22 protein-coding genes are annotated in these 21,628 nt (G+C 26.9%); 11 read left to right on the top strand and 11 right to left on the bottom strand.

What is annotated here, in order from left to right:
* Positions 1 to 893: 893 nt before the first annotated feature.
* The 4 genes from ACTG46_RS09800 to ACTG46_RS09785 all read right to left on the bottom strand — a co-directional run bounded on the left by ACTG46_RS09800 (position 894) and on the right by ACTG46_RS09785 (position 3,556).
* Positions 894 to 1,271 (bottom strand): BlaI/MecI/CopY family transcriptional regulator, encoded by a 378-nt coding sequence (locus ACTG46_RS09800; RefSeq protein ID WP_054270288.1) that lies wholly within the window; start codon positions 1,269 to 1,271, stop codon positions 894 to 896.
* A 270-nt stretch (positions 1,272 to 1,541) separates the two neighbouring features.
* Positions 1,542 to 2,102, bottom strand: coding sequence for a TetR/AcrR family transcriptional regulator (locus ACTG46_RS09795; protein WP_479924024.1), 561 nt, complete (start codon positions 2,100 to 2,102; stop codon positions 1,542 to 1,544).
* A gap of 251 nt (positions 2,103 to 2,353) precedes the next feature.
* Positions 2,354 to 3,325, bottom strand: a complete 972-nt coding sequence (locus ACTG46_RS09790; protein WP_479924023.1) for an MFS transporter — start codon at positions 3,323 to 3,325, stop codon at positions 2,354 to 2,356.
* Between the two features lie 33 nt (positions 3,326 to 3,358).
* The gene (locus ACTG46_RS09785; RefSeq protein ID WP_021384623.1) at positions 3,359 to 3,556 is read right to left on the bottom strand and encodes a hypothetical protein; all 198 of its coding nucleotides are present in this window, start codon (positions 3,554 to 3,556) and stop codon (positions 3,359 to 3,361) included.
* 243 nt (positions 3,557 to 3,799) lie between these two features.
* Here ACTG46_RS09785 and ACTG46_RS09780 point away from each other — a divergent pair, with 243 nt between their 5' ends.
* On the top strand, positions 3,800 to 4,279 hold the full coding sequence (locus ACTG46_RS09780; RefSeq protein ID WP_074179376.1) for a DUF2798 domain-containing protein: 480 nt from the start codon (positions 3,800 to 3,802) through the stop codon (positions 4,277 to 4,279).
* Between the two features lie 129 nt (positions 4,280 to 4,408).
* Here ACTG46_RS09780 and ACTG46_RS09775 read toward each other — a convergent pair whose 3' ends face one another.
* Positions 4,409 to 5,620, bottom strand: coding sequence for a diaminopimelate decarboxylase family protein (locus ACTG46_RS09775; RefSeq protein ID WP_054270284.1), 1,212 nt, complete (start codon positions 5,618 to 5,620; stop codon positions 4,409 to 4,411).
* 624 nt (positions 5,621 to 6,244) lie between these two features.
* On the opposite strand from ACTG46_RS09775, the gene ACTG46_RS09770 reads away from it, so the two are divergent.
* Complete coding sequence (locus ACTG46_RS09770; protein ID WP_054270283.1) at positions 6,245 to 6,847, top strand: flavodoxin family protein; 603 nt, start codon at positions 6,245 to 6,247, stop codon at positions 6,845 to 6,847.
* An 84-nt stretch (positions 6,848 to 6,931) separates the two neighbouring features.
* On the opposite strand, the gene ACTG46_RS09765 is transcribed toward ACTG46_RS09770, so the two are convergent.
* Both ACTG46_RS09765 and ACTG46_RS09760 read right to left on the bottom strand, forming a co-directional pair.
* Positions 6,932 to 8,689 carry a cell wall-binding repeat-containing protein gene (locus ACTG46_RS09765; protein ID WP_479924022.1) on the bottom strand — a complete coding sequence of 586 codons (1,758 nt, stop codon included), beginning with the start codon at positions 8,687 to 8,689 and terminating at the stop codon, positions 6,932 to 6,934.
* Between the two features lie 268 nt (positions 8,690 to 8,957).
* Entirely contained in the window at positions 8,958 to 9,848 is an 891-nt protein-coding gene (locus tag ACTG46_RS09760) for an MBL fold metallo-hydrolase (protein WP_479924021.1), read from the bottom strand.
* A 148-nt stretch (positions 9,849 to 9,996) separates the two neighbouring features.
* Between ACTG46_RS09760 and ACTG46_RS09755 the strand changes: the two genes are divergently transcribed.
* From ACTG46_RS09755 to ACTG46_RS09745, 3 genes are all read left to right on the top strand, one after another.
* A complete protein-coding gene (locus ACTG46_RS09755; RefSeq protein ID WP_054270281.1) occupies positions 9,997 to 10,857 on the top strand; it encodes a YitT family protein in 861 nt (286 codons plus the stop codon).
* A gap of 307 nt (positions 10,858 to 11,164) precedes the next feature.
* On the top strand, positions 11,165 to 11,731 hold the full coding sequence (locus tag ACTG46_RS09750) for a TerD family protein (protein ID WP_074179380.1): 567 nt from the start codon (positions 11,165 to 11,167) through the stop codon (positions 11,729 to 11,731).
* Positions 11,732 to 11,773: 42 nt separating this feature from the next.
* Positions 11,774 to 12,355: a TerD family protein gene (locus ACTG46_RS09745; protein ID WP_054270279.1), complete on the top strand. Its 582-nt coding sequence runs from the start codon at positions 11,774 to 11,776 to the stop codon at positions 12,353 to 12,355.
* Between the two features lie 117 nt (positions 12,356 to 12,472).
* Here the strand turns inward: ACTG46_RS09745 and ACTG46_RS09740 are convergent, their stop codons facing one another.
* A complete protein-coding gene (locus ACTG46_RS09740; RefSeq protein ID WP_054270278.1) occupies positions 12,473 to 13,390 on the bottom strand; it encodes a LysR family transcriptional regulator in 918 nt (305 codons plus the stop codon).
* Positions 13,391 to 13,519: 129 nt separating this feature from the next.
* On the opposite strand from ACTG46_RS09740, the gene ACTG46_RS09735 reads away from it, so the two are divergent.
* Together ACTG46_RS09735 and ACTG46_RS09730 are read left to right on the top strand one after the other, a co-directional pair.
* The gene (locus tag ACTG46_RS09735; protein WP_479924020.1) at positions 13,520 to 15,151 is read left to right on the top strand and encodes an FAD-dependent oxidoreductase; all 1,632 of its coding nucleotides are present in this window, start codon (positions 13,520 to 13,522) and stop codon (positions 15,149 to 15,151) included.
* Between the two features lie 2 nt (positions 15,152 to 15,153).
* On the top strand, positions 15,154 to 16,101 hold the full coding sequence (locus ACTG46_RS09730) for a 4Fe-4S dicluster domain-containing protein (protein ID WP_479924019.1): 948 nt from the start codon (positions 15,154 to 15,156) through the stop codon (positions 16,099 to 16,101).
* A gap of 310 nt (positions 16,102 to 16,411) precedes the next feature.
* On the opposite strand, the gene mrpB is transcribed toward ACTG46_RS09730, so the two are convergent.
* The 3 genes from mrpB to ACTG46_RS09715 all read right to left on the bottom strand — a co-directional run bounded on the left by mrpB (position 16,412) and on the right by ACTG46_RS09715 (position 17,802).
* Entirely contained in the window at positions 16,412 to 16,675 is a 264-nt protein-coding gene (mrpB, locus tag ACTG46_RS09725; protein WP_054270275.1) for a DUF1883 domain-containing protein MrpB, read from the bottom strand.
* A gap of 98 nt (positions 16,676 to 16,773) precedes the next feature.
* A complete protein-coding gene (locus tag ACTG46_RS09720; protein WP_054270274.1) occupies positions 16,774 to 17,019 on the bottom strand; it encodes an MrpA family protein in 246 nt (81 codons plus the stop codon).
* A gap of 414 nt (positions 17,020 to 17,433) precedes the next feature.
* Positions 17,434 to 17,802 carry a C-GCAxxG-C-C family (seleno)protein gene (locus tag ACTG46_RS09715; protein WP_054270273.1) on the bottom strand — a complete coding sequence of 123 codons (369 nt, stop codon included), beginning with the start codon at positions 17,800 to 17,802 and terminating at the stop codon, positions 17,434 to 17,436.
* Between the two features lie 446 nt (positions 17,803 to 18,248).
* Here ACTG46_RS09715 and ACTG46_RS09710 point away from each other — a divergent pair, with 446 nt between their 5' ends.
* The 4 genes from ACTG46_RS09710 (at position 18,249) to ACTG46_RS09695 (ending at position 21,628) form a co-directional block, all read left to right on the top strand.
* Positions 18,249 to 19,205, top strand: a complete 957-nt coding sequence (locus tag ACTG46_RS09710) for an L-threonine 3-dehydrogenase (RefSeq protein ID WP_054270272.1) — start codon at positions 18,249 to 18,251, stop codon at positions 19,203 to 19,205.
* Between the two features lie 297 nt (positions 19,206 to 19,502).
* Entirely contained in the window at positions 19,503 to 19,850 is a 348-nt protein-coding gene (locus ACTG46_RS09705) for a hypothetical protein (RefSeq protein WP_054270271.1), read from the top strand.
* Between the two features lie 39 nt (positions 19,851 to 19,889).
* On the top strand, positions 19,890 to 20,861 hold the full coding sequence (locus ACTG46_RS09700; protein WP_054270270.1) for a 3'-5' exonuclease: 972 nt from the start codon (positions 19,890 to 19,892) through the stop codon (positions 20,859 to 20,861).
* Between the two features lie 107 nt (positions 20,862 to 20,968).
* Positions 20,969 to 21,628, top strand: a complete 660-nt coding sequence (locus ACTG46_RS09695) for a DUF421 domain-containing protein (RefSeq protein WP_054276677.1) — start codon at positions 20,969 to 20,971, stop codon at positions 21,626 to 21,628.

Genomic DNA, 21,628 nt, shown 5'->3' with positions numbered 1-21,628 from the left:
AAATTTCCACTAAGTAAAATATTCATATTATCCAAATTATTTATGGATACTACTAATAACATACTTAATGCATTTATACCTATCAATACCAACCAATAAAAAAAAGAAATTACTAGACATTTATATATATTGACTTTGTAATTAAGCTTATAAAAGATAGCAGTTATAAGTATGCATATCCAAATTCTATTATCCGCTCCAATATTTATATAGAAAGAAGAAATAATAATAAAAACAGAAATTAAGAAATATATATTTAGTTTTTTAAAATTAATTTTTGCTTTACTTGTATAATCAAAAATTTTTTTACATGCCCATATTTCTACAATGGAAGAGACAAGTGTTATAAATGTATCTAACATAATAATATCCTCAGTAATAATTAAATTATATTTTTTTATAAAATAATATAATAAAAAATACATACTAATTATAGCACAAAGATACAATTAGATTTGGTATAATTACTTAATTTTTTTAATAAATTTTTAAAATAAGTTGTGATGTATTAATAATCTAATTAATAACAATAAATTTAAAATATATAAAAAGTATTTCTTACATTTACCTCATATATAAATAAGAAAAAACAAATTTATCTTTTAAACAATTAAAAATAATAAAGTAGATTTTAATATGATTGAATAAAAATAATAACTTAGACTTAGGAATATTGATATGTTATAAAATCATTTTAAATGTTAAAAAATCGATATTTACTAGGATAAGTGGTATCATTTAATTTGATACTCCCTATTCCAATTGTTTTAGGTACTCTACTAAATTAGGACCTATTTAATATTACTTTATGAATAGTGAGTAACTGATTAAATAATACCATTTATGGATTTTTTCAGCCATCTATTAAAAACTTAGAATTTTAACTTATATAATTACTCCTCTTCTAAGTTTTTAAAATGACTTTCAAATAAATCTAGTACATCTTTATCAATAACTTCATCATCATGTAATGCTGAAATCAAGCTCTGTAAAGAATTATCATGTATATTACTCAAAAAATCTTTTGTCTCAACGCTTAAATACTCTTTATGGCCAACAACTATTGTGTAATGAGTATATCTATCTATTTTTTCTGCATTTAAAAAATGTTTTTTAACAAGTCTTGATAAAAGTGTTAATGTAGTTGTTTGTTTCCATCCATATTTTTGCTCCATAGCTTCAATAGTTTCTTTTGATGTTACTGTATCATTTTTTTCCCAAATAAACTTCATAACTTTTAATTCTGCTTGTGGTATTTTTGAAATTGTCATAGCCTAACGCCCCTCTCATACTTTTATTAAATTAATACTATCGCAATATAGTTTTTAAGTCAAAGATTTTGTCGATAATAATATTTTCCAATTTTTACCATAAGCTATTTCTTGATATAATTCTATAATAAATTACATAAGAATCGTTTATTCTACATCATGAAATTAAATTATGTGGATTATAGTAAAACATATTTTATATCACAAATGTAATATCCTAGAAGGAAGGTTTTCATGAACAAAATTTCAGCTCTAGTTTATATATTATAATTATTTACCCTCTATAAATAAATTCATAGATTTTAGAATTATCTCAGACATCTCTTTGGGTGTCTGGGCAAATCCGTTTTTTAGCCATTCAGATAGTATATTCCAAAATCCTCCAGAAACAAAGAGTATAGCATATGTAACTTCTTCTTGAATATTAAACTTATTATCATCTCCTTTATAGATTTTATAGATAATAGGAAGAAACTCGTTATACTTTTCTAATAAAAAAAACATTAGATGATTTTTATTTAGCATAGTTAAAAATTCAATATGTTTTTGCCAAAATGAAAAATATAGTTCTGTCACATTACTTAATGATAAATCACTCTCATTCTTAAAACATTCAATATATTCCTGACATAAATTTTGGCAATATGTTTCAAGTATTTCTCTCTTACTGTTAAAATTTCTATAAAATGTTCTTCGTGATAGTAAGGCATTCTCTGCAATTTCTGTTACAGTTATACTGCTATAATCTTTTTTTGACATCAAAGATAATAAAGATTCAATTAGACATATTCTCGACTGTTCTGCGATAGATTTTTTTTTATCAACTTGCATTATTAAATTCCTCCATATCGTTTTTTAAAAATATAATGAAACACTTACTTCAAATATATTGAAGTCTATATTTTTATAATTTCTATCATTATACAACAGCCAAACAGATGCCACAAGGAAGTTATCAAAGCACAACTTTTAGGTTAATAAGAACAAAAGAATTCATAAAAATGAATTCTTTTATATATAATCTTAATTAGTTTTTTATATAATACTAAAGCATGTCTTATCTACTCATCAAAATTTAAAGTTTATTTTACATCATTCTTAGTAAATAAACCAGTAAATTTATACATCCAAAATGCATTCACAAATAACAATAAACTTGTTGAAAAAAATACTGTCCTAATACCTAAATGTGCTGATATTTGTCCCCCTAAAAAAGCTCCTGATGAACAACCTATATACTGAGCAGATGCATTATATCCAAATATTTTCCCCACATATTCTTCTGGTGCAATTTTTTTTAATAAACTATTTACAGAAGGATTAAGCCCTGCTACTGATAATCCTAATAAAAACCTCAATAACATCAATTGCCATGCAGTTCTTACAAAAGCTTGTGGTATAAATATAACTCCTGCCCATAAAAGTGAAATCAGTAATACCTTTTGAGGCCCTACTTTGTCTGATATTTTTCCAAGCCTTTGAGCCGCTAATAAGTTTGCCAATCCTGATGCAGAAAATGTTAATCCTGCTATTAAAGCTACATTTGATGCAAAATTTGTAAGTTGTGATATATATATTGTTACAATCGGTTCTATAGAATACAACGCTAGCTGAGTAATAAATGTAGTTACAAAAATTGATGCAATTAAAAATTTATTTGGCAATGGATTTAATGGTTCTTTAATTATAGAAATTGGCTTTGTTGTTTCTTTAGGTTTAAAATTATCTACTACAAATAGAATAGATATGATAAATGATACAAATAATAATCCTCCAGTTATAATAAAAACACTTTTAAGCCCTAAAATTGATTCTATATATCCTCCTACTGTTGGTCCGATTAAGGAACCAGTAGTTGATGCTGTTGCAAGTGTACCTAAAGCCCAACCAGAGTGATTTTTATCTGTCTGAGTTGCAATCAGTGTAGTACACGCAGTAGCATAACCCGTAAAAACACCTTGGAGAATCCTTAATCCTAATAGCTGATAAACATTTTGTACAAATGCCATGGTAAATATCACTATTCCCATACCAATACTTGCACGTAGAAGCATTGACTTTCTTCCATATTTATCAGCAGCTTTACCTCAAATTGGTGAAAAAAATGCTGCTACTACAAAAGTACATCCAAAAATTATACCTGAATACTGTTGTATTAAACCAACATCAGTTACACCTAACTGTTTAATATATAGTGGAAGTATAGGTGCTATTTGGCTCATACCTATAGAACTAAAGAACATCCCTATCCAACATACAAATAAATTTCTTTTCCACAATTCCATATAGAACTACACCCCCTATATTTTAATTTTTTGGCAACACTATAATTTTATTACCTTATATTATTAATTATAAAGTTAAAAAAAACCAATTTCCATGGATAACTATAAAAAATAAAATTTTTTTATTTTCATTTATGTCTATTTCAAAAAATAAATTTCAAATTTTAAAAAATTTACTTACGACAAAATTTTTCTTCATGTATAATCCTAATATAAATAAATTACACTTGGAGGTAAATGAATATGCCACAAAATAGAAAAGAAAGTTTAATATTTACAGTACTTATGTGTGCCTTTATGGTATTTTTTATGAGCGTTTACAATATTTCTATACATGATAAATTCTCATTAGATACGTTTAAAAGTGCTTGGTTGGATTTTCCAACTACATATGTTATAGCTATGATTTTTGACTGGTTTATTGTTTCTAATATCGCAAAAAAAATAGCATTTCGTATTATAAATCCAGATGCTAAACAAATTATAAAAGCTATTGTTATATCGAGTTGTATGGTTTGTGGAATGGTCATCTGTATGTCTTTATTTGGAGCTATTAAATCAATTGGGGGTCCTAATACACTTATCACTATATGGATTATAAATATAGCCAACAATTTTATTGTTGCATTACCACTACAACTGTTAATTGCAGGGCCATTAGTTAGATTTATTTTTAGAACATTATTTCCAGAAGGTACAATTGTTGAAATAGTAAATTCTTAAAATAAATAAAGGTATAAAGAGTTATTATACTCTCTATACCTTTTATCGCTCTAAATTAAAATTATATTTGTATCCATCACTATACCTAAAAATTTATATCTATTCTAGATTAAATATTTAAAACATAGTTTATTCAATATATCCGTCTTTTCTCTTATAATATTGTTTTGGAATCTCATAACTAGAAAATAATAGTGGAGATAATGAATATGAGTAACTTCCAGCATTACTAATAGAAATCAAATCTCCTATATTTGCTTTTTTCAATTTAACATTATTCGCTATTACATCTAATGAAGTACAAAGATTTCCAACAACATTTACATACTCTTCTTCTTTTATATTATTTAATACTGAAACAGAGAATGCATTATTTGATGTATATAGTGGTTCTTGACCTTCTAATTCTACCCCATAAGTAACCTTTTCAACTAGATTAGAAATAATTGGTCTCATGAATCCATTAAGTCCATTTTTTACAATAAGGTATTTTTTCCCTCTTGATACTTTGATATCTACAATCTTAACATAATAATTACCTGCTTTACAGACTATGAAGCGTCCTGATTCAATAAGAAGTCTTGCCTTCAATGTATTTGAATTAGTTAAGACAATCTTTTTAGTTAACCTTGAAAGTTCTTTAAGATTAACAGGATTCTCTCTAAGATTATCATACACTACTCCAAGCCCACTGCCAAAATTTATAAATTCGATATTAATATATTTACTTTTATTTAGGTTTAAAGCTATAAGAAAACATTTTTCATAATAACAACCCAACTTTTCAAAATCCAATACTTGAGATTTAATATGTATGTGAATTCCAACTACAGATATATAATCACAAATGCTTAGCATTTTAAAGACACTGTCAATATCTTCTATATCAATACCAAATTTACTTGATATAGTATTATCATCATCCATGGTGAAATTAGGATTTATTCTGATTCCTATTTTAGTTTTCTTATCGATTTTCTTTGAGATTTTATTTATAAGTTCTATTTCTGTGATACTATCTGCAATAATTATACATTTATCTAAAGCTATTTCTATGTCAGATTCTGTTTTGCCTGGTGATGAATAATATATATCATCTTTGGCAACTCCACATTTTGATGAAAGTATAACCTCATTAATTGATGCAGCATCTGCTCCAAAACCTTGTTCTACAATACTTTTTACAATTTCATTATATGGATTTGTTTTTATAGAATATAAAAAATCAAAACCTAAAATATTATTTTTTAGTTCTTTACACTTTTCGATTATACTAGTCTCATCATATATGTAACAAGGTGCATGTTCTTCTATAAATTGAATTTCTTCATTTAAGCACATATTTTACCTCCAAGCCTATAAATGTATTCATAAATTAGATAACTCTATTCCTATAATATATTCTACTATATATTATCATAATTAAATACTATATATATCTAATTAACTATAGTTCTTTATACTGTAAATGATTTCCTTTAATTAAAAGATATAGTTTAAAAACATTATTTGAGTATTCTCTATAAATTTATAGTCATTTTTACTTACTTTTTTAAATAATTTATTTCAAATTTATTACAAACTTAAAAAGGATATTGTTGTTATCATATTATAATAGTATCCTAAAACTATATTAAACTTTAAAATTGTGAGGTTATTTATGAAATTCTTAATGGTTTTTTTAGTATATTTTTTGATGTACATTTTACTTGTGCGTATTGGGAAAAAACTTAATAAGGTATATCCATATAAGAATCATATTTTTATATGGATGATTTTAATTTTATTATCATTCTATATAGTTACAAATATAGCTGTTTTTTTTAAATCACTTATATAATACTATTGATTTTAAGATATTATGATAAAATAAACTTCATTCTATGTAGCTTGTCTTTAAAAGTTTATTATACAAACATTGCTATAGAATTAAAAACTATTTTAAAATACTGTGGAGGTGTCAATATGGAAGTATGTATTCTCATGGGAAGTCCTAAGAAAAAAGGTAATACTGCTGCTATTCTAAAACCTTTTATTGAGGAATTAGAAGATTATAATGCAAATGTTGAAGTAATATGGTTATATGATTGTAAGATAGAACCTTGTACTGCATGTAAGACATGTCAGAAAAATTTTTCTGAATTTGGATGTTATCATGAAGATGATGTTCAGAAAATTTTCAAAAAAATTCTTATGTGTGATTTACTTGTTTTTGCAACTCCAATTTACTCTTGGTACTGCACTTCACCAATGAAATCATTACTTGATAGATTGGTGTATGGAATGAACAAATACTATGGTGATGAAAAAGGACCTGCATTATGGGCAGGAAAATCATTAGCACTTATTACAACATGTGGATATAAACCTGAAAAAGGTGCTGACATCTGGGAAAACGGTATCAAGAGATATTGTAAACATTCTCAATTAAAATATATCGGAATGCTTGTTGAGCGTGACTTAGGTAAACCTAGTTTCATGGATAGAGAAAAAGAAGAACATTCTCGTCAATTCGCAAAACAAATTTATAATATCTTAGATAATTCAACTAAAGTAGACAACTGTTAAGTACATAATGCCACAAGTAAAATATTGATAATTAAGTAAAGCTTATATAATTTTAAAATTATATAAGCTTTATTTTCATATATTTTATTCACCAAGTGTTATATTGTTTATGCCATTATTTTTAACCTCAATAACTGGATGCCCATTTCCTAAAATATAATCTTTAGACCAACCATCAGGTAACTTATTTAACCCATTGCCTATCAACTTCAAGTGTAAATTTGATGGTTCTTTTTTCAAGTTTAATTTAAAGATTCCATCAAAGTTATCTTTGCCATCTTTTCCATACAAGCTTATATCTCCACTTATATTCGTAGCTGTTACATCTACAATTCCATCATTTGACCTAAACTTTATTTCAGATGATATAGTTTCAGCTGTTACAGCTGAAATACCATCATTAGTATTTATATTAAATGGATATGTAACACTATTATCGACAATTTTTGCAATTCCATCATTAACATTAACTGTAGCTCCACCTTTAATATTATAAAGTTCTACTGTTCCTCTTTCTACCTCTACATTAAAATTAGAATACTCTTTATCAGGAATCCCAATTTTTATAACATTTACCATTTTATCTTTATTTGCATTTATCATATTATCGCCATTCATATCTTGTGAAGGGCTATCTTGCTTCTCTATTTTTTTCTTAGCACTTACAAACAATTTTCCATCCTTAACATTATTGGAAGAACTCTCTTTATTCACAGAAAAAGTACAATTTTTTTCATTAGTCACACTTACATAGTCAAATTCAAATTTATCAGTATTTGTCTTTTCAACAACTACACCTAAATTATCTATTTCTATAGATACTTCAGAAACTTCATTCCCTTCAATTGAAGTTAGGTGTTTTACAATGTTTGGAGTTATGTTCATATCATTATATTCCACTACATCTAGACATTGTTTGTATGTATTAGCATCAATTCCTCCAACTTTTGTTATGCTTTTAGCTCCTTTTAAAATACCTTTGTTACTTCCATCAGCAACTAAAACGATTGGTTTTTCTTTAGCTAGAGGAGATAGTGTTAGCGCATCTACCAATTGATACCCCTTTGTTATGTAAAAATCTGTTGCTCCATTATAAAACTTCTCTATCACTTTTTTATTAGTTTCAAACCTATCATTGCCACCAATTCTAGTTGCATTAGTTTTCTTTACTAAGTCTTCACTTATTGCAGACTTGCCTCCTATTGCGTACACATTTAAGCCTTCAGTGCCAAATGGAATTGATTTACCATCTGTAAGTATTATGGCTCCTTTGTTTTTTGCAACTACAGGTGCTACACTCATAGCATCAGCCTCTCCTACAAATCCATTTGTCAGCATGACTTCTTTTACCTTACCAACTTCATTTATTTTTTTTGCTACATTGTAACTAGTTTCAATTCTATTATTTCCATTTATTCTTTCAACTTCAATACCTTTTCCTTTTATATCTTTTTCTACTGAATTTTCAATAGTATTGTAGCCACCAATTATATATACTTTTTTTACAGTATTCAAAGTCTTATTGTCTAGTCTAGTCGAAGTAGCTTTTGGTATCTCATTTTTTTTAGTTAAAAGTATAGGTGCATTAATAGCTCCAGCCAATCCACTTGATGAAAGTCCATCAGATAAACTTTTATCTCCATTAACTAATATTACAGTATCATAATTCTGTTTGTCTGCTATAAGCCCTGCTGTTTCATATCTGTCATTTCCTATTATTGAATCCTCTTTAAACTGTGCGTTTACAGTTAGATTACTAAAAAGAAATATAGTCAAAACCAAGGTTGATATACTTATTTTTTTACTGAATTTTTTGAATTTTTTATTCATAATCTCTACCATTTCCCCCTATAAATTCTTTAATTTGCTTATAATCTATCCTCTTATTTACAAATTATAACATAATTTTATAATCAAGCATCTATTTTTATAAAATTATAAGTCAATTTATACCAATTATTTTATCTTATTCATTATAAAATTTATTTGTTATAAAGTAAAAAACAAATTTATATTTAAGACTTTTATAAGCTTTTAGAGGTACTGTTGTTTATTTTTTGTGATAAATTGATAGTAAATTTAATTTTTATCATTACTTTCTAACTAATATTTATACAGTTTTTATCAACATCTTGCCACCGTCACACACGTATTCAACCATTTTATTCTCATATAAATATGTTATATAAGAACGTATTGTACTTCCAACTAATACATATTGATTAGCATCAAGTTTAACACTATACAAATCACACATTTTTTCAATAACTTCATCAATTGTAATTGCTTCACAACAGACTTTTTTAATATTATCTATTATTTCTTCCATCTTATTTTTATTAATATCAATTAAATTTTTTATATCTCTAGTTTTAACAGAATGACTTGGAACAAAGAAATCTGCTTCTAAACTTCTCATTTTTTCTAATGTCTTAAATTGTGATTCTATATCTAATAGGAAGAAAAAATGATATTTAGTAATTATATTTTCTGGTGTAAGACTATCTGCAACAAACAAAACATCATCTGGAGTTCTAATACCAATCATTTCAAAATAATGACCTGGAAGAGAAATAGCTTCAAGTTCTGTATCTACAATTTTTCCATTTGAAGGTATAATATAATCAACTTCACTTTCTTTTGCTAATAGAAACTTATTTTTCAGTGCTTTACTTGGATAGCCTCCATATAAAAATGCTGATTCTAGTATTGGATTTTCTGTAAAATATCCTTCCATTTTAGTTGTAGCAATTTTGCATTTTGTTTGATTCTTCAAATATGCATTTCCTCCTATATGGTCTGCATTTGAATGAGTGTTTATTATTAATTTAGGATTTAGATTATGCTCCTCTAACAATCTTAAGACTTGTCTAGCAGTATCTTTGTTATTTCCACTATCAATTAAAGTTGCATCATTACCATCTACATATACACCTACTATTGTAGGGAGTGGAATATAATACGTGTTTCCTTTTATATGTTCTAGAGTTAATTTAGCCATTTTATAACCTCCCTTTAAATTTATTTTTAATTATAGCATTAATTTTCAGAAAATTCCAATCAAATTATTTTTATAATATATTTTTATTTTTTTTATTAAAAATTGGAAAAACTATATAATATATATTATAATCTATATATAAGGAGTGATGTTATTGAAAAAAGATATAATAACTTTTTCAGAAATTTTAATATTAATTGTAGGCTGTATATTAATGGCAATTTCTCTTAACATGTTTTTTAATCCACATGCAATCGCTGCTGGTGGTATAACAGGGCTTGGAGTTATTTTAAACGCACTATTTGGTATAGAACTTTGGATTGTCAATTTAATTTTAAATGTTCCATTATTCATATTTGCTTACAAAATACTTTCAAAGAAAGATTGTTTTAAAACAGTTTTAGGAATAATTTTTCTTACTATAGCACTTAAGCTTACTGCAAATATGGCTACACTAGATATCACAAATGATATGTATCTTGCAATTATATCTGGCTCTATTTTAATGGGAGTTGGTCAAGGTCTTATTTTTAGAATAAATGGCTCTACAGGTGGAACTGATTTGATGGCACTCCTACTAAATAAATATTTTCCTACATTTAGTATACCTGTTTTGATGGGTATTGTTGACTGTGTTGTGGTAGTTCTATCAGGTATAGTAAATAGACAGGTTGAAATTGCACTTTATTCAACTGTAGCTTTATACATTTTAGTAAAAGTCAGTGACTTACTTATTGAAGGATTTAATTATTCAAAATCATTTACTATCATATCTGACCTTTCAAAAGATATAAGCAAAAAAATAATGGAAGATTTAGATAGAGGTGCAACTATCCTAAAGGGCGAAGGCGCTTATACTGGAGAAAATAAGAATGTACTCTTAGTGGTGGTTGAGAAAAAAGAAGTTGTCGAATTAAAAAAATTAGTAAAAAATGTCGACCCTAATGCATTTATCATAATTACAGATATACATGAAGCTTTGGGTAATGGATTTAAAAAAATAGAATAAATATAAAACAAATGGCAGACATAATTAACATATATAAACAGAGCTTTTTATATGTTAATTATGTCTGCTTTTAAATTTCTTTTTTATTTTATTATCAATAATTCAAAACACTTCCATCATAACTACCTCCAGATTTTATATAAATTTTTCTAGCTATACTTAAACTAAAAAAATATTTACGTAATTATACAATTAAATAGTTTATAGATATAGCCAAATTAGTCTAAGTATGTATATAATAGAGCTAATATGATTCTTACACTTATAACTACCAATAAAACTTAAAATACAAAAAGGAGAACTAAAAATGAGTGTTAGTTTACAAAAAGGACAAAGAGTAAGTTTAGTAAAAGACAATAATCCTGTAAAAAATGTAATTGTAGGATTAGGATGGGACATGAACAAACTAGGTAAAAAAAATTATGACCTAGATGCTTTTGCAATAGCATTGACTAGCCAAGATAAAATGAGTTCTAAGAGTGATTTAGTTTATTTTGGGAATCTTAAGCATCCTTCTAAAGCTATTATACACACTGGAGATAACTTAACTGGAAGAGGTGAAGGTGATGATGAACAGATAATGGTCAATTTAGATGGTATTCCAGAATATGTACATAAGATAATTTTTGGAGTCTCTATATACAAAGCTAACAAAAGAAATCAAGATTTTGGTCAAATGAATAATTCTTTTATAAGATTAATTGATGCAAATTCTAAACAAGAACTATTTAAGTATAACCTTCAAGAAGATTTTTCTGGTAAAGTCACAGTTTTGGCAGGTGAAATTTATCAAAGAAATGGAGAATGGAAATTTAATGCTTTAGGTATTGGTCAAAATGAAGAACTTCGTGAATTAACTAATTTATATAGTTAATAATAATTACAATAAAAAATTTATAACAAGGAGTTGTTTTAAATGGGTATAACTTTGGCAAAAGGACAAAAAGTAAGTTTAACAAAAACTAACCCTGGTCTTAAAAAAGTAGTAGTAGGATTAGGATGGGATACTAATAAGTATGATGGTGGCTTTGATTTTGATTTAGATGCTTCTGCATTTTTAACTGGTGCTAATGGTAAAGTTACAAATGATGGAGACTTTATATTCTACAATAATTTAAAACATGCTTCTGGAGCAGTTGAATATATGGGTGATAATAGAACAGGTGTTGGTGATGGTGATGATGAACAAATAAATGTAGACTTATCTAAAATACCACAAGACATTGCTAAAATATCATTTACAGTTACTATAAATGAAGCTGTAACAAGAAGACAAAATTTTGGACAGGTTGAAAATTCATATATAAGAATCTACAATGAAGAAACTAACGAAGAACTTATTAAATATGAATTAGGTGAAGATTTTAGCATAGAAACAGCAATAGTAGTTGCAGAATTGTATAGACATAATGAAGAATGGAAGTTCAATGCTTTAGGTTCTGGTTTCGAAGATGGTCTTGCAGGACTATGTGGAAACTTTGGTGTTAATTTAGGTTAATATTAATTTAAAATAGTAAAGATATTTTTTAAACTAAATCTATTTAGTAGCATAGGCGAATAAAAAAAGAGTATATTAATATACTCTTTTTTTATTTCCTATTTTATTTTTAATATGTTATAAAACATTCATTTTTTTATTCTTTTTTCTCATTTGCTTTTTTCCAAACTCTACTGAAATATCAAAAAATGATGAGATATTTTCTGTAAAAAATTTATTTTTATGATATGCAATGTCGAATGTCCTCTGTAAATTGATACCCTCAATATCACAAGACCATAAAAGATGCTTTTTTAAATAATCTTCAACAAGTAATTCAGATATAACTGCAATACCAAAATTATCTACAACTGCTCTCAATATAGCTTCAGAATTATAACATGACCATCTAATATTCATTGGGATTTTCAATTCTTTTAACTGATTTTCTAACTGCGCTCTTGTACCGCTTCCCAACTCACGCATAATTAATGGTTGATTCGAAAGTTCTGAAACGTTTATGTAATCTCTTTTGTAAAACTCATGCTTATTAGAACATATAAGCACTAAATGGTCATTAATAATGCTTTTTGTAACAATATCTGGATGCTTTATTTTGCCCTCTACAATGGCAATATCTAATTCACTATTAAGTAGTTTCTTTGCAATCAACCTTGTATCTTCTACAAATACTTCTGGTTCTATCAAAGGATTTACTTTATATAACTCTAGTATTATTGGGCTTATTACACATGTTCCAACAGTTACTGTAGCTCCAACTTTTATACGAATATTTTTTGCACAGTGTTTCATGCAATCATTCATTTCTTCATTTATAGATAAAAGATGCCTCCCATATCCAAGAAGTTTTTTTCCTGCTTCTGTCAAATATAATTTTTTTGAAATTCTTTCAAATAACTTAACTCCATACTCTTTTTCTATTTCTGAAATGACTTGACTAACTGATGACTGTGTAATATACATATTTCTTGCTACTTCACTCATTTTACCACACTCGGCAACCTTAACAAATATCTCAAGACTGCGAATAGTCATATTATCACAACCTTAGCAAACATTAGTAAATACTTATGATTTTATTAATATTTTAGTATTTTACAAATGTATTGTCAAGAACTATAATTTTAGCATAGAGTTATAAAAGAGATTGGAGTGTGATATATTGTGAAAGTATTGATTATAGGTGGAGTTGCCGCTGGAACAAAGACTGCTGCAAAAATAAAACGTGAAATGGGTGATAACTGCTCTGTTACAATTCTAAATAAAGGTGAAGATATTTCTTATGCTGGTTGTGGTCTACCATACTATGTTGGCAATATAATTAAAGATAAATCATCTTTAATTGTCAATACACCTGAAAGTTTTTCGAAGCTAACAGGAGCAGAAGTTCGTTGTGGTGTTGAAGTTACCTCTATTGATAGAGCTACAAAACAAGTAATTTTGAAAACGATTTCAACAGGAAAAGAAGAAAATTTAAGCTATGACAAACTTGTAATTGCTACAGGAGCAGACCCAATAAAACCACCAATACCTGGCATTGACTTATCTGGAGTATTCTTTATGCGCACTCCAAATGATGCTATAACACTAAGAGATTCTATTGGAGATGGTGTTAAGAGAGCTGTTGTTATCGGTGGAGGTTTTATTGGTCTTGAAATCGCTGAAAACCTTTCTGCAATGGGCATACGTGTAAGTGTTATTGATATGGCTGAACATGTTATGCCTGGATTTGATACCGACTTTGCTGAATATGTTGAAAATCATATGGCTGATAAAGGTATAATGATTTTTACAGGTGACCAAGTTGTAGGCATTGAAGGTCAAAATAAGGTCGAAAAACTTCGTACTAAAAATAGAGTCATTAAAACAGATTTAGTAGTTATGTCAGTTGGGATTCGCCCTAACACAGACTTTCTAAAAGATACAGGTCTAGAATTTGCTCCAAATAAAACACTTATTGCAGATAAATATATGCTTACAAACGATAAAGATATATATGTAGTTGGAGATTGTGCATTTGTAAAAAATGCTTTAACAAATAAACCTACATGGTCACCTATGGGTTCATCTGCAAATCATGAAGGTAGAATTTGTGCACAAAATATATCTGGTAAATCTAAAGCCTACAATGGTGTCCTTGGAACAACAGTAGTAAAATTACCTGAACTCAATGCAGGAAAAACAGGGCTAAGTAAAGAAACTGCTGAAAAAGAAGGTTATAATATTTGTTCTGTAACTATAGCTACTGATGACAAAGCTCACTATTATCCAGGTGCATCTAATTTTATTATAAGAATGGTTGCTGAAAAAGATACTAGAAAATTATTGGGTGTTCAAGTTATGGGACCTGGAGCTGTCGATAAAATAGTAGATATATCTGCCACTGCAATAACTTTAGGAGCTGACCTTTATTCATTAGAAAGTATGGACCTTGCATATGCACCGCCTTTTTCAACTGCTATCCATCCATTTGTAGTAGCAGTAAATGTTTTACAAAACAAACTTAATGGAGAACTTGATAGCGTTTTACTTGATGAAATAGAAGACTTTAATAGTTGGACTAAAATAGATGTTTCAAAAGCTCCTTCTATTCCTAGCTTACGTTATCTTCCTGTTGGAGAGATTAATGGAGAAATTGAAGGTCTTTCTAAGGATGAAAAAATCCTTCTTATATGTGCAAAAGGTAAAAATAGTTATATGGCTCAAAATCGTTTAAGACGCTTTGGCTATACAAATACTAAAGTTCTTGAAGGTGGAATACTATTTTATCCAAATCTTAAGGTAATGGAGGAGTAATTATGAGTAATATTACAGCAGAACAAAAAAAAGAATTAAAAGGTAGAGGTTTTTTACCAAGCAGAGATGGAGAACATTTTGCAGCGCGTATAATAACTGTAAATGGCGTAATAAATACATCTCAAGCAAAAAAGATTGCAGAAGCTGCTGAAAAATTCGGAAATGGTCAGTTAGCATTTACTACTAGATTAACAGTAGAGTTACCTGGTGTAAAATTTGAAGACATTGAAGCTTTAAGTGAATTTATTGCTAGTGAAAATCTAATCACAGGTGGAACTGGTTCAAGAGTTCGTCCTGTTGTAGCTTGTAAGGGTACTGTTTGTGTTCATGGTTTAACTGATACACAGGCACTAGCTGCTGAAATACATCAAGAATTTTACAAAGGTTGGTATGATGTAAAGCTACCTCATAAATTTAAAATTGGTGTTGGAGGATGCCCTAATAATTGTATTAAACCTGACTTAAATGACCTTGGAATTATTGGTCAACGTGTACCTGATTACGACTCTGAGCTTTGTGTTGGTTGTAAAAAATGTGCTGTTATGGAAGTCTGTCCTGTCAAAGCAGCTAAATTAACAGATAAAGGTAAACTTGAAATAGATAGTAATTTATGTAATAACTGTGGAAAATGCATAGAAAGTTGTAATTTTGACAGTATTGAAGAAAAAGAATCTGGTTATAAAGTGTATATAGGAGGAAAATGGGGAAAATCTGTTCGTCCTGGAACACAAATCGATAGATTGTTTTCAAAACAAGAACTTATGACTTTAATTGAAAAAGCAATTCTTTTATTTAGAGAACAAGGTAAAACAGGAGAACGCTTTGGAATAACAATTGACAGGATTGGTGTTGATAAATTTATAGATATGCTTTTATCAGATGATGTTTTAGAAAGAAAAGAAGACATACTTGATGCTCATCTACACCTTAAAGGTGGAGCTTTATGTTAACAATAATTTTAATAGTATAAATTTTACTAACATATATAATTTAGTTAAGAACAATAAAAAATTAAGTATTATAAATAATTTGTAAAGGTATATACAAATATATCTTTACAAATTATTATTTTATAATAACTATTTATTAATTTTATGTTAATTATATAAAATACACAATAAGTAATAATCTCTGATATTTTCAAGTAGTATTGGATAGATTATATCCTATCTCTACATATAAGTTTCCCTATATCCTGTCTACCTTAGCTACTAACTCACGACTAAAGTCACGAGAGTGTGTAGCTATTTTTTAATCAAATTAATTTTGAATTGTATTAATTGAAAAACCAACTATTCCACTATTTCCATCTTGATTTACAACCAAATACCATGTTCCTGTATTAGGTACTCTCATTCTACATAGATTTTTCTTGGCAAACCCGCCATAGTAATCATAATTTTTTTGATTTTTAAATTTCACATAATTTATATGATCTAGCAATATTACATTAGCTTGTTTCTCTAAATTTACTTCTACAATATCCCCTTTTTTTAGATTCATCTTGCTATAACTATATTCCATTGAACTACCCCTCCAGTATCGAATAATCTTTGTTATTTACTCATCTCATATATATAAAAATCCATTTAAAGTATTATAATTACTATATAATTACATTATTATCCAGCTTTAACTTTGTCTACTACAACCCAAAGTTTATTAAAAATATTATTGGCAACGACTTCTCCATCCCATACTACTTTTTCTTCTTTATTTTCTAGTAAAGCATAATACCCAGAGTCAGAACTTTCATCTTTATAGACTGTAACGTAAAACTCTTCATCACTATATCCGGGCTTATCTTTAAAGTCTTCAGATATTTTACATTTTAATATATATCCTTCTAATTCTTCCTCTATAAACAAATCAATTCCTCCAATCTCTATATTTTTACTAATTATACCATATTATGATATAATCTTTGCATTTTATCTTGAAATTCTATTTTTTCTTTATTTTATAAATAAATTATATACTTTTTTGCTTTTTTACTTTATATTACATTAATTATCTCTTTTATTTTCTTATATATTTCTTTATAATTTATAAATTTACTCATTAGTTTATTTCACTTTATATTAATAAATATAACAACTCATTTAATATTAAATCATTTACATTTTCTTAATTGCAGTATTTATATTTTTTTATCAATTATTATTGTTTCAAGTAAATTATTTCGATTAAAATATAATAAAATTGATTTTTAAATTATAATATATTGAAAATAATAAAAAAAACAAGTATTTTATTAAATATAAAATACTTGTTCTCTATGATTATTTTTGACTTTCTAGCATTTCATTTAAAGCATCATATGTGAAATTTATTATTTCTTCACAACTTACTTTATTTTTCTTCAAGGATGCACATATTTCTGTGCTGTATCTATCTCTTACTCTATTCATTAATTCTCTTGAATACTTTCTTGCCATATTTTCATCCAAATTACTCTTTCTTCCATTTAGATAACCGATTATAACAATAGCTGCATTTACAGCTCCACAGACACTTCCAACAGTAATTCCAACCCCCATACCACTTCCTATTGAAATGGGTATATCTGTGTTATGTTCTTCATTATAAGACTTTATTAACGCTTCTGCACAAGTGTATCCTTGGCTATGATATATTGATGGTCTTGTCATTTTTATACTTCCTTTCAGATTTTATTTTATATATTTTATTACTGTTTAATATTATAATAGTATCAATATTGTTATATAACATTTCTACAACTATAAACTCTAACTTATGTTTACAATATCTAAGTTTATAGCTTTCTAAATTTAAATTACTTTTTATTTATGGAATTGCCTCTACTAAATATTTCAAATGATATGATTTTATTATATCTTAAATTTATTTTAATTTCTGTGACTTAGTCACACAATCTATATCTATTTATAATAATTTAATCTAATTTACCAGTATTATGTAATATGTCTTTGAATATTACTTTTTTAAACAGTAATTGAACTCTATTAAATTAAACAATATATTATTGAGTTTAATCCTTTGTATTTAAACAAAAGATTTGCTAAAATAAAAATAAGCAATACTACATAAATCAAACCCCAAGGAGGTTGTCAAATTGAAAAAAATACTTATAACAGGTGCATTAGGACAAATAGGTTCAGAATTAACTATAAAACTTAGAAACGAATATGGAGATAAAAATGTAATTGCTAGTTCAAGAAGAATAAAAGATGGAAACACTGTGTGTGAATCTGGTATATTTGAAATATTAGATGTTACAGATAAAGACCGCTTCTTTGAAATTGCTAAAAAATACGATGTGGACACTATAATTCATCTAGCTTCTCTACTTTCTGCAGTTGCTGAAAGCAAGCCTTTAGAGGCATGGAATTTAAATATGAATGGATTAATAAATGGACTTGAAATAGCTAGAGAACTAGATTGTAAATTTTTCACACCTAGTTCAATTGCCGCATTTGGTGAAAATTCTCCAAAAAATATGACTCCTCAAGATACACTACAAAGACCTAATACTATGTATGGTGTAACTAAAGTTTCTGGTGAGTTACTATGTGATTATTATCACTCAAAATTTGGAGTAGACACTAGAGGTGTTAGATTTCCAGGTCTTATTTCTTATGTTACTCCTCCTGGTGGAGGAACTACAGATTATGCAGTTGATATATATTATGAAGCATTAAAAAATAAGAAATATAAATCTTATATAGCAAAAGGCACTAAAATGGATATGATGTATATGCCTGATGCACTTCAGGCAATAGTGGATTTAATTGAAGCTCCAGCTGATAAACTTATTCATAGAAATGCTTTTAATATTACTGCTATGAGTTTTTCTCCTGAGGAAATAGCTGCTTCTATAAAAAAATATATCCCTGACTTTGTAATGGAGTATGATGTAGACCCAGTAAGACAAAGTATAGCTGATTCTTGGCCTGATTCTCTAGATAGCAGTAGCGCAGTAGAAGAATGGAACTTTAAATTTAATTATAATTTAGATAAAATGACTAAAGATATGTTAGAAAAATTATCAGAAAGAGGAATTGGTAAATAACAACTAATCTCTCGATTTTAAAGGAATTCAGGGAATAAGATATTTTATTTTTATAAATTAAATCTATAAGATGTTATTTTATATACTTTTTCTCTGAATTCTAAATATAATTTATTTCAAACATTTAACAACCTATTATTCTTATACACTAATATTGATAGTTTTTCATGTATTAATTATACAAAATAATCTTAAAAACTAAAATGAAAGGAAAAGCTACTATTTTAAGTGTAATAAAAAATTTAATTGAATTTTACTACACTTTTCATAATATAATGTAAGTAGCAGGTACTAATATTGCTAAACTTAAGGGAAATTAGAGAGGAAATAATTAAAAAATATATAGGTGATAGTTTAATCTCTGAGCTTACAGAGGAATTAAAAGACATACTTATAACTGATTTACAGTCTAATCCATTTAAAAGTAGTATTGAACTTAGTATAATCCCAGCAAATATAGAAATATTTAAAAAAATAGAAAACACATTGTTAAACTCTAATGTTAATTTAAAAATGGGTTGGGAAAGAATACTTATAAATTACATACTAAAAGATTTATTTGAATTAAATTATGAAATAAATAAAAGTTGTAATGAGCCTTTGATGTTTAGAATCATTATATCGATTGATTCTTATGATGCTTAGTTACACTAAATAATATACATGAGGATGTGCTTTATATTTATGAAATACAAGTTATTTATAGACTTTGAATTTAATATGCTAGATGATAATAAAAATAAATTAGAATATAATGGAGCTGAATTAATTTCAATTGGTGGAGTTTTAGTTGATAATGAATTTAATATAATGGACGACTATTATTCTTTGGTTAAACCAAAATACAATGAAATACTTTCAAATAAATGTAAAAAGCTTACTAAACTAAATCAATTAGATATTGATAATGCTCCTAACCTTTTATATGTTATGGATGATTTTTATAGATGGTTTTGCAAATTTAATGATATTACAATATACAATTGGGGTGATTTTGACATTGCTGGTCTTCTAAATTCATTTAGAGTATGTAAATATACTGGTAAATGCTTAGAGTTGTTTAATATGATGATTGATATTCAACCTTTTATATCTCAACACATTACATACAATAATAGAATCTTATCTAGACAATTATCTTTACTTAATATGAAAAAGATTTTTTCTGTAGAAGGAGAAATTAAACATAATTCACTTTCAGATGCTATGGATTTAATGAATGTATGTAAAAGCTTTTACCTTAATTATCCTAAAGATATTAACACTCTTGAAGAATTATATAATAAATTACCTCCTATCAAAACTCCTTTATATTATATTCCATACTTCGAAGATGAAAATTTTGAACTTAAATTCGAGAAAACTCCAGAAGATATAATAATTTATCTCAAACAAATATTAAATATACTGAATATAAGTAAAAAAGAAATCTATTTTAAAAAAAGAAGCGTACTAGTAAATAACTCTAAAATTATTAACTTTAAAAATCTGTCTTCTTCTTTTAAATTAATAAAACTCAACGAGTTTGAAGAATATCCTGATTTTATTTTAAAATTAGGAGACAAAAATAATTTTGCTGAATCTGTCATTAAAATAAATAAGAGCAATAGAAAATCTATAAAAAATTTAATATTAAAATTATCAAGAACACCTTAAATAATTGAATTTAATTACTTAAGGTGTTTTTTATATTTTGAATTAAAATTCTTAGATGGGACATAATAACTAAATGCAAATATTTTTTAAAGGAGTAATTGATAGATATGACAGTAGTATTAATAAGAAGTATTATATTATACATAACAGTGCTAATTGCGCTTAGAGTCATGGGAAAAGGTGAGATAGCTGAAATGAACTGTTTTGATTTAGTTATAACACTTTTAATTGCGGAAGTTGCATCTGTTCCAATGGAAAATAATAATATACCAATTATAAATGGCGTTGCAGCAATAACTGGACTTGTAATTATGCAGACTCTAATTTCATTCCTATCATTAAAAAGTAGAAAATTAAGTTCATTTTTATCAGGTAAACCTTCTATACTTATAGATAAGGGGAAAATTGTATATAAAGAACTAAAAAAAGAAAGAGTTAGTATAGATGAATTATTAGAACAACTTAGAATTCAGGGGTATTTCAATTTAAAGGATGTACAGTACGCTATTTTAGAGACTGATGGTAATTTAAGTGTTGTACCAGCATCAAGTTATAATAGTACTCCTCCAAGAGCATTTAATCATTTACCAATTCCACTTATATTGGATGGTAGAATAATAAATGAAAATCTAGACATGGCTGAAAAAGATACTAATTGGTTAATGGGTATCTTAAAATCTAACCACATAGAAACTTTTAAAGATGTTCTTATTTGTGTTTTAGACGAAAACGACAAAATATTTATTCAAAATAAAAAGGGTGATTAA

Source organism: Clostridioides sp. LIBA-7678, from assembly GCF_056716065.1.
Note: the sequence above shows the minus strand (reverse complement) of the source record. Positions and strands in the feature narration are given on the sequence as shown.

Excerpts from the sequence above, each read along its gene's own strand:
- ACTG46_RS09800 (WP_054270288.1), bottom strand. The coding sequence starts at position 1,271 with ATGACAATTTCAAAAATACCACAAGCAGAATTAAAAGTTATGAAGTTT.
- ACTG46_RS09795 (WP_479924024.1), bottom strand. The coding sequence starts at position 2,102 with ATGCAAGTTGATAAAAAAAAATCTATCGCAGAACAGTCGAGAATATGT.
- ACTG46_RS09790 (WP_479924023.1), bottom strand. The coding sequence starts at position 3,325 with ATGCTTCTACGTGCAAGTATTGGTATGGGAATAGTGATATTTACCATG.
- ACTG46_RS09785 (WP_021384623.1), bottom strand. The coding sequence starts at position 3,556 with ATGGAATTGTGGAAAAGAAATTTATTTGTATGTTGGATAGGGATGTTC.
- ACTG46_RS09780 (WP_074179376.1), top strand. The coding sequence starts at position 3,800 with ATGCCACAAAATAGAAAAGAAAGTTTAATATTTACAGTACTTATGTGT.
- ACTG46_RS09775 (WP_054270284.1), bottom strand. The coding sequence starts at position 5,620 with ATGTGCTTAAATGAAGAAATTCAATTTATAGAAGAACATGCACCTTGT.
- ACTG46_RS09770 (WP_054270283.1), top strand. The coding sequence starts at position 6,245 with ATGGAAGTATGTATTCTCATGGGAAGTCCTAAGAAAAAAGGTAATACT.
- ACTG46_RS09765 (WP_479924022.1), bottom strand. The coding sequence starts at position 8,689 with ATGGTAGAGATTATGAATAAAAAATTCAAAAAATTCAGTAAAAAAATA.
- ACTG46_RS09760 (WP_479924021.1), bottom strand. The coding sequence starts at position 9,848 with ATGGCTAAATTAACTCTAGAACATATAAAAGGAAACACGTATTATATT.
- ACTG46_RS09755 (WP_054270281.1), top strand. The coding sequence starts at position 9,997 with ATGTTATTGAAAAAAGATATAATAACTTTTTCAGAAATTTTAATATTA.
- ACTG46_RS09750 (WP_074179380.1), top strand. The coding sequence starts at position 11,165 with ATGAGTGTTAGTTTACAAAAAGGACAAAGAGTAAGTTTAGTAAAAGAC.
- ACTG46_RS09745 (WP_054270279.1), top strand. The coding sequence starts at position 11,774 with ATGGGTATAACTTTGGCAAAAGGACAAAAAGTAAGTTTAACAAAAACT.
- ACTG46_RS09740 (WP_054270278.1), bottom strand. The coding sequence starts at position 13,390 with ATGACTATTCGCAGTCTTGAGATATTTGTTAAGGTTGCCGAGTGTGGT.
- ACTG46_RS09730 (WP_479924019.1), top strand. The coding sequence starts at position 15,154 with ATGAGTAATATTACAGCAGAACAAAAAAAAGAATTAAAAGGTAGAGGT.
- mrpB (WP_054270275.1), bottom strand. The coding sequence starts at position 16,675 with ATGGAATATAGTTATAGCAAGATGAATCTAAAAAAAGGGGATATTGTA.
- ACTG46_RS09715 (WP_054270273.1), bottom strand. The coding sequence starts at position 17,802 with ATGACAAGACCATCAATATATCATAGCCAAGGATACACTTGTGCAGAA.
- ACTG46_RS09700 (WP_054270270.1), top strand. The coding sequence starts at position 19,890 with ATGAAATACAAGTTATTTATAGACTTTGAATTTAATATGCTAGATGAT.
- ACTG46_RS09695 (WP_054276677.1), top strand. The coding sequence starts at position 20,969 with ATGACAGTAGTATTAATAAGAAGTATTATATTATACATAACAGTGCTA.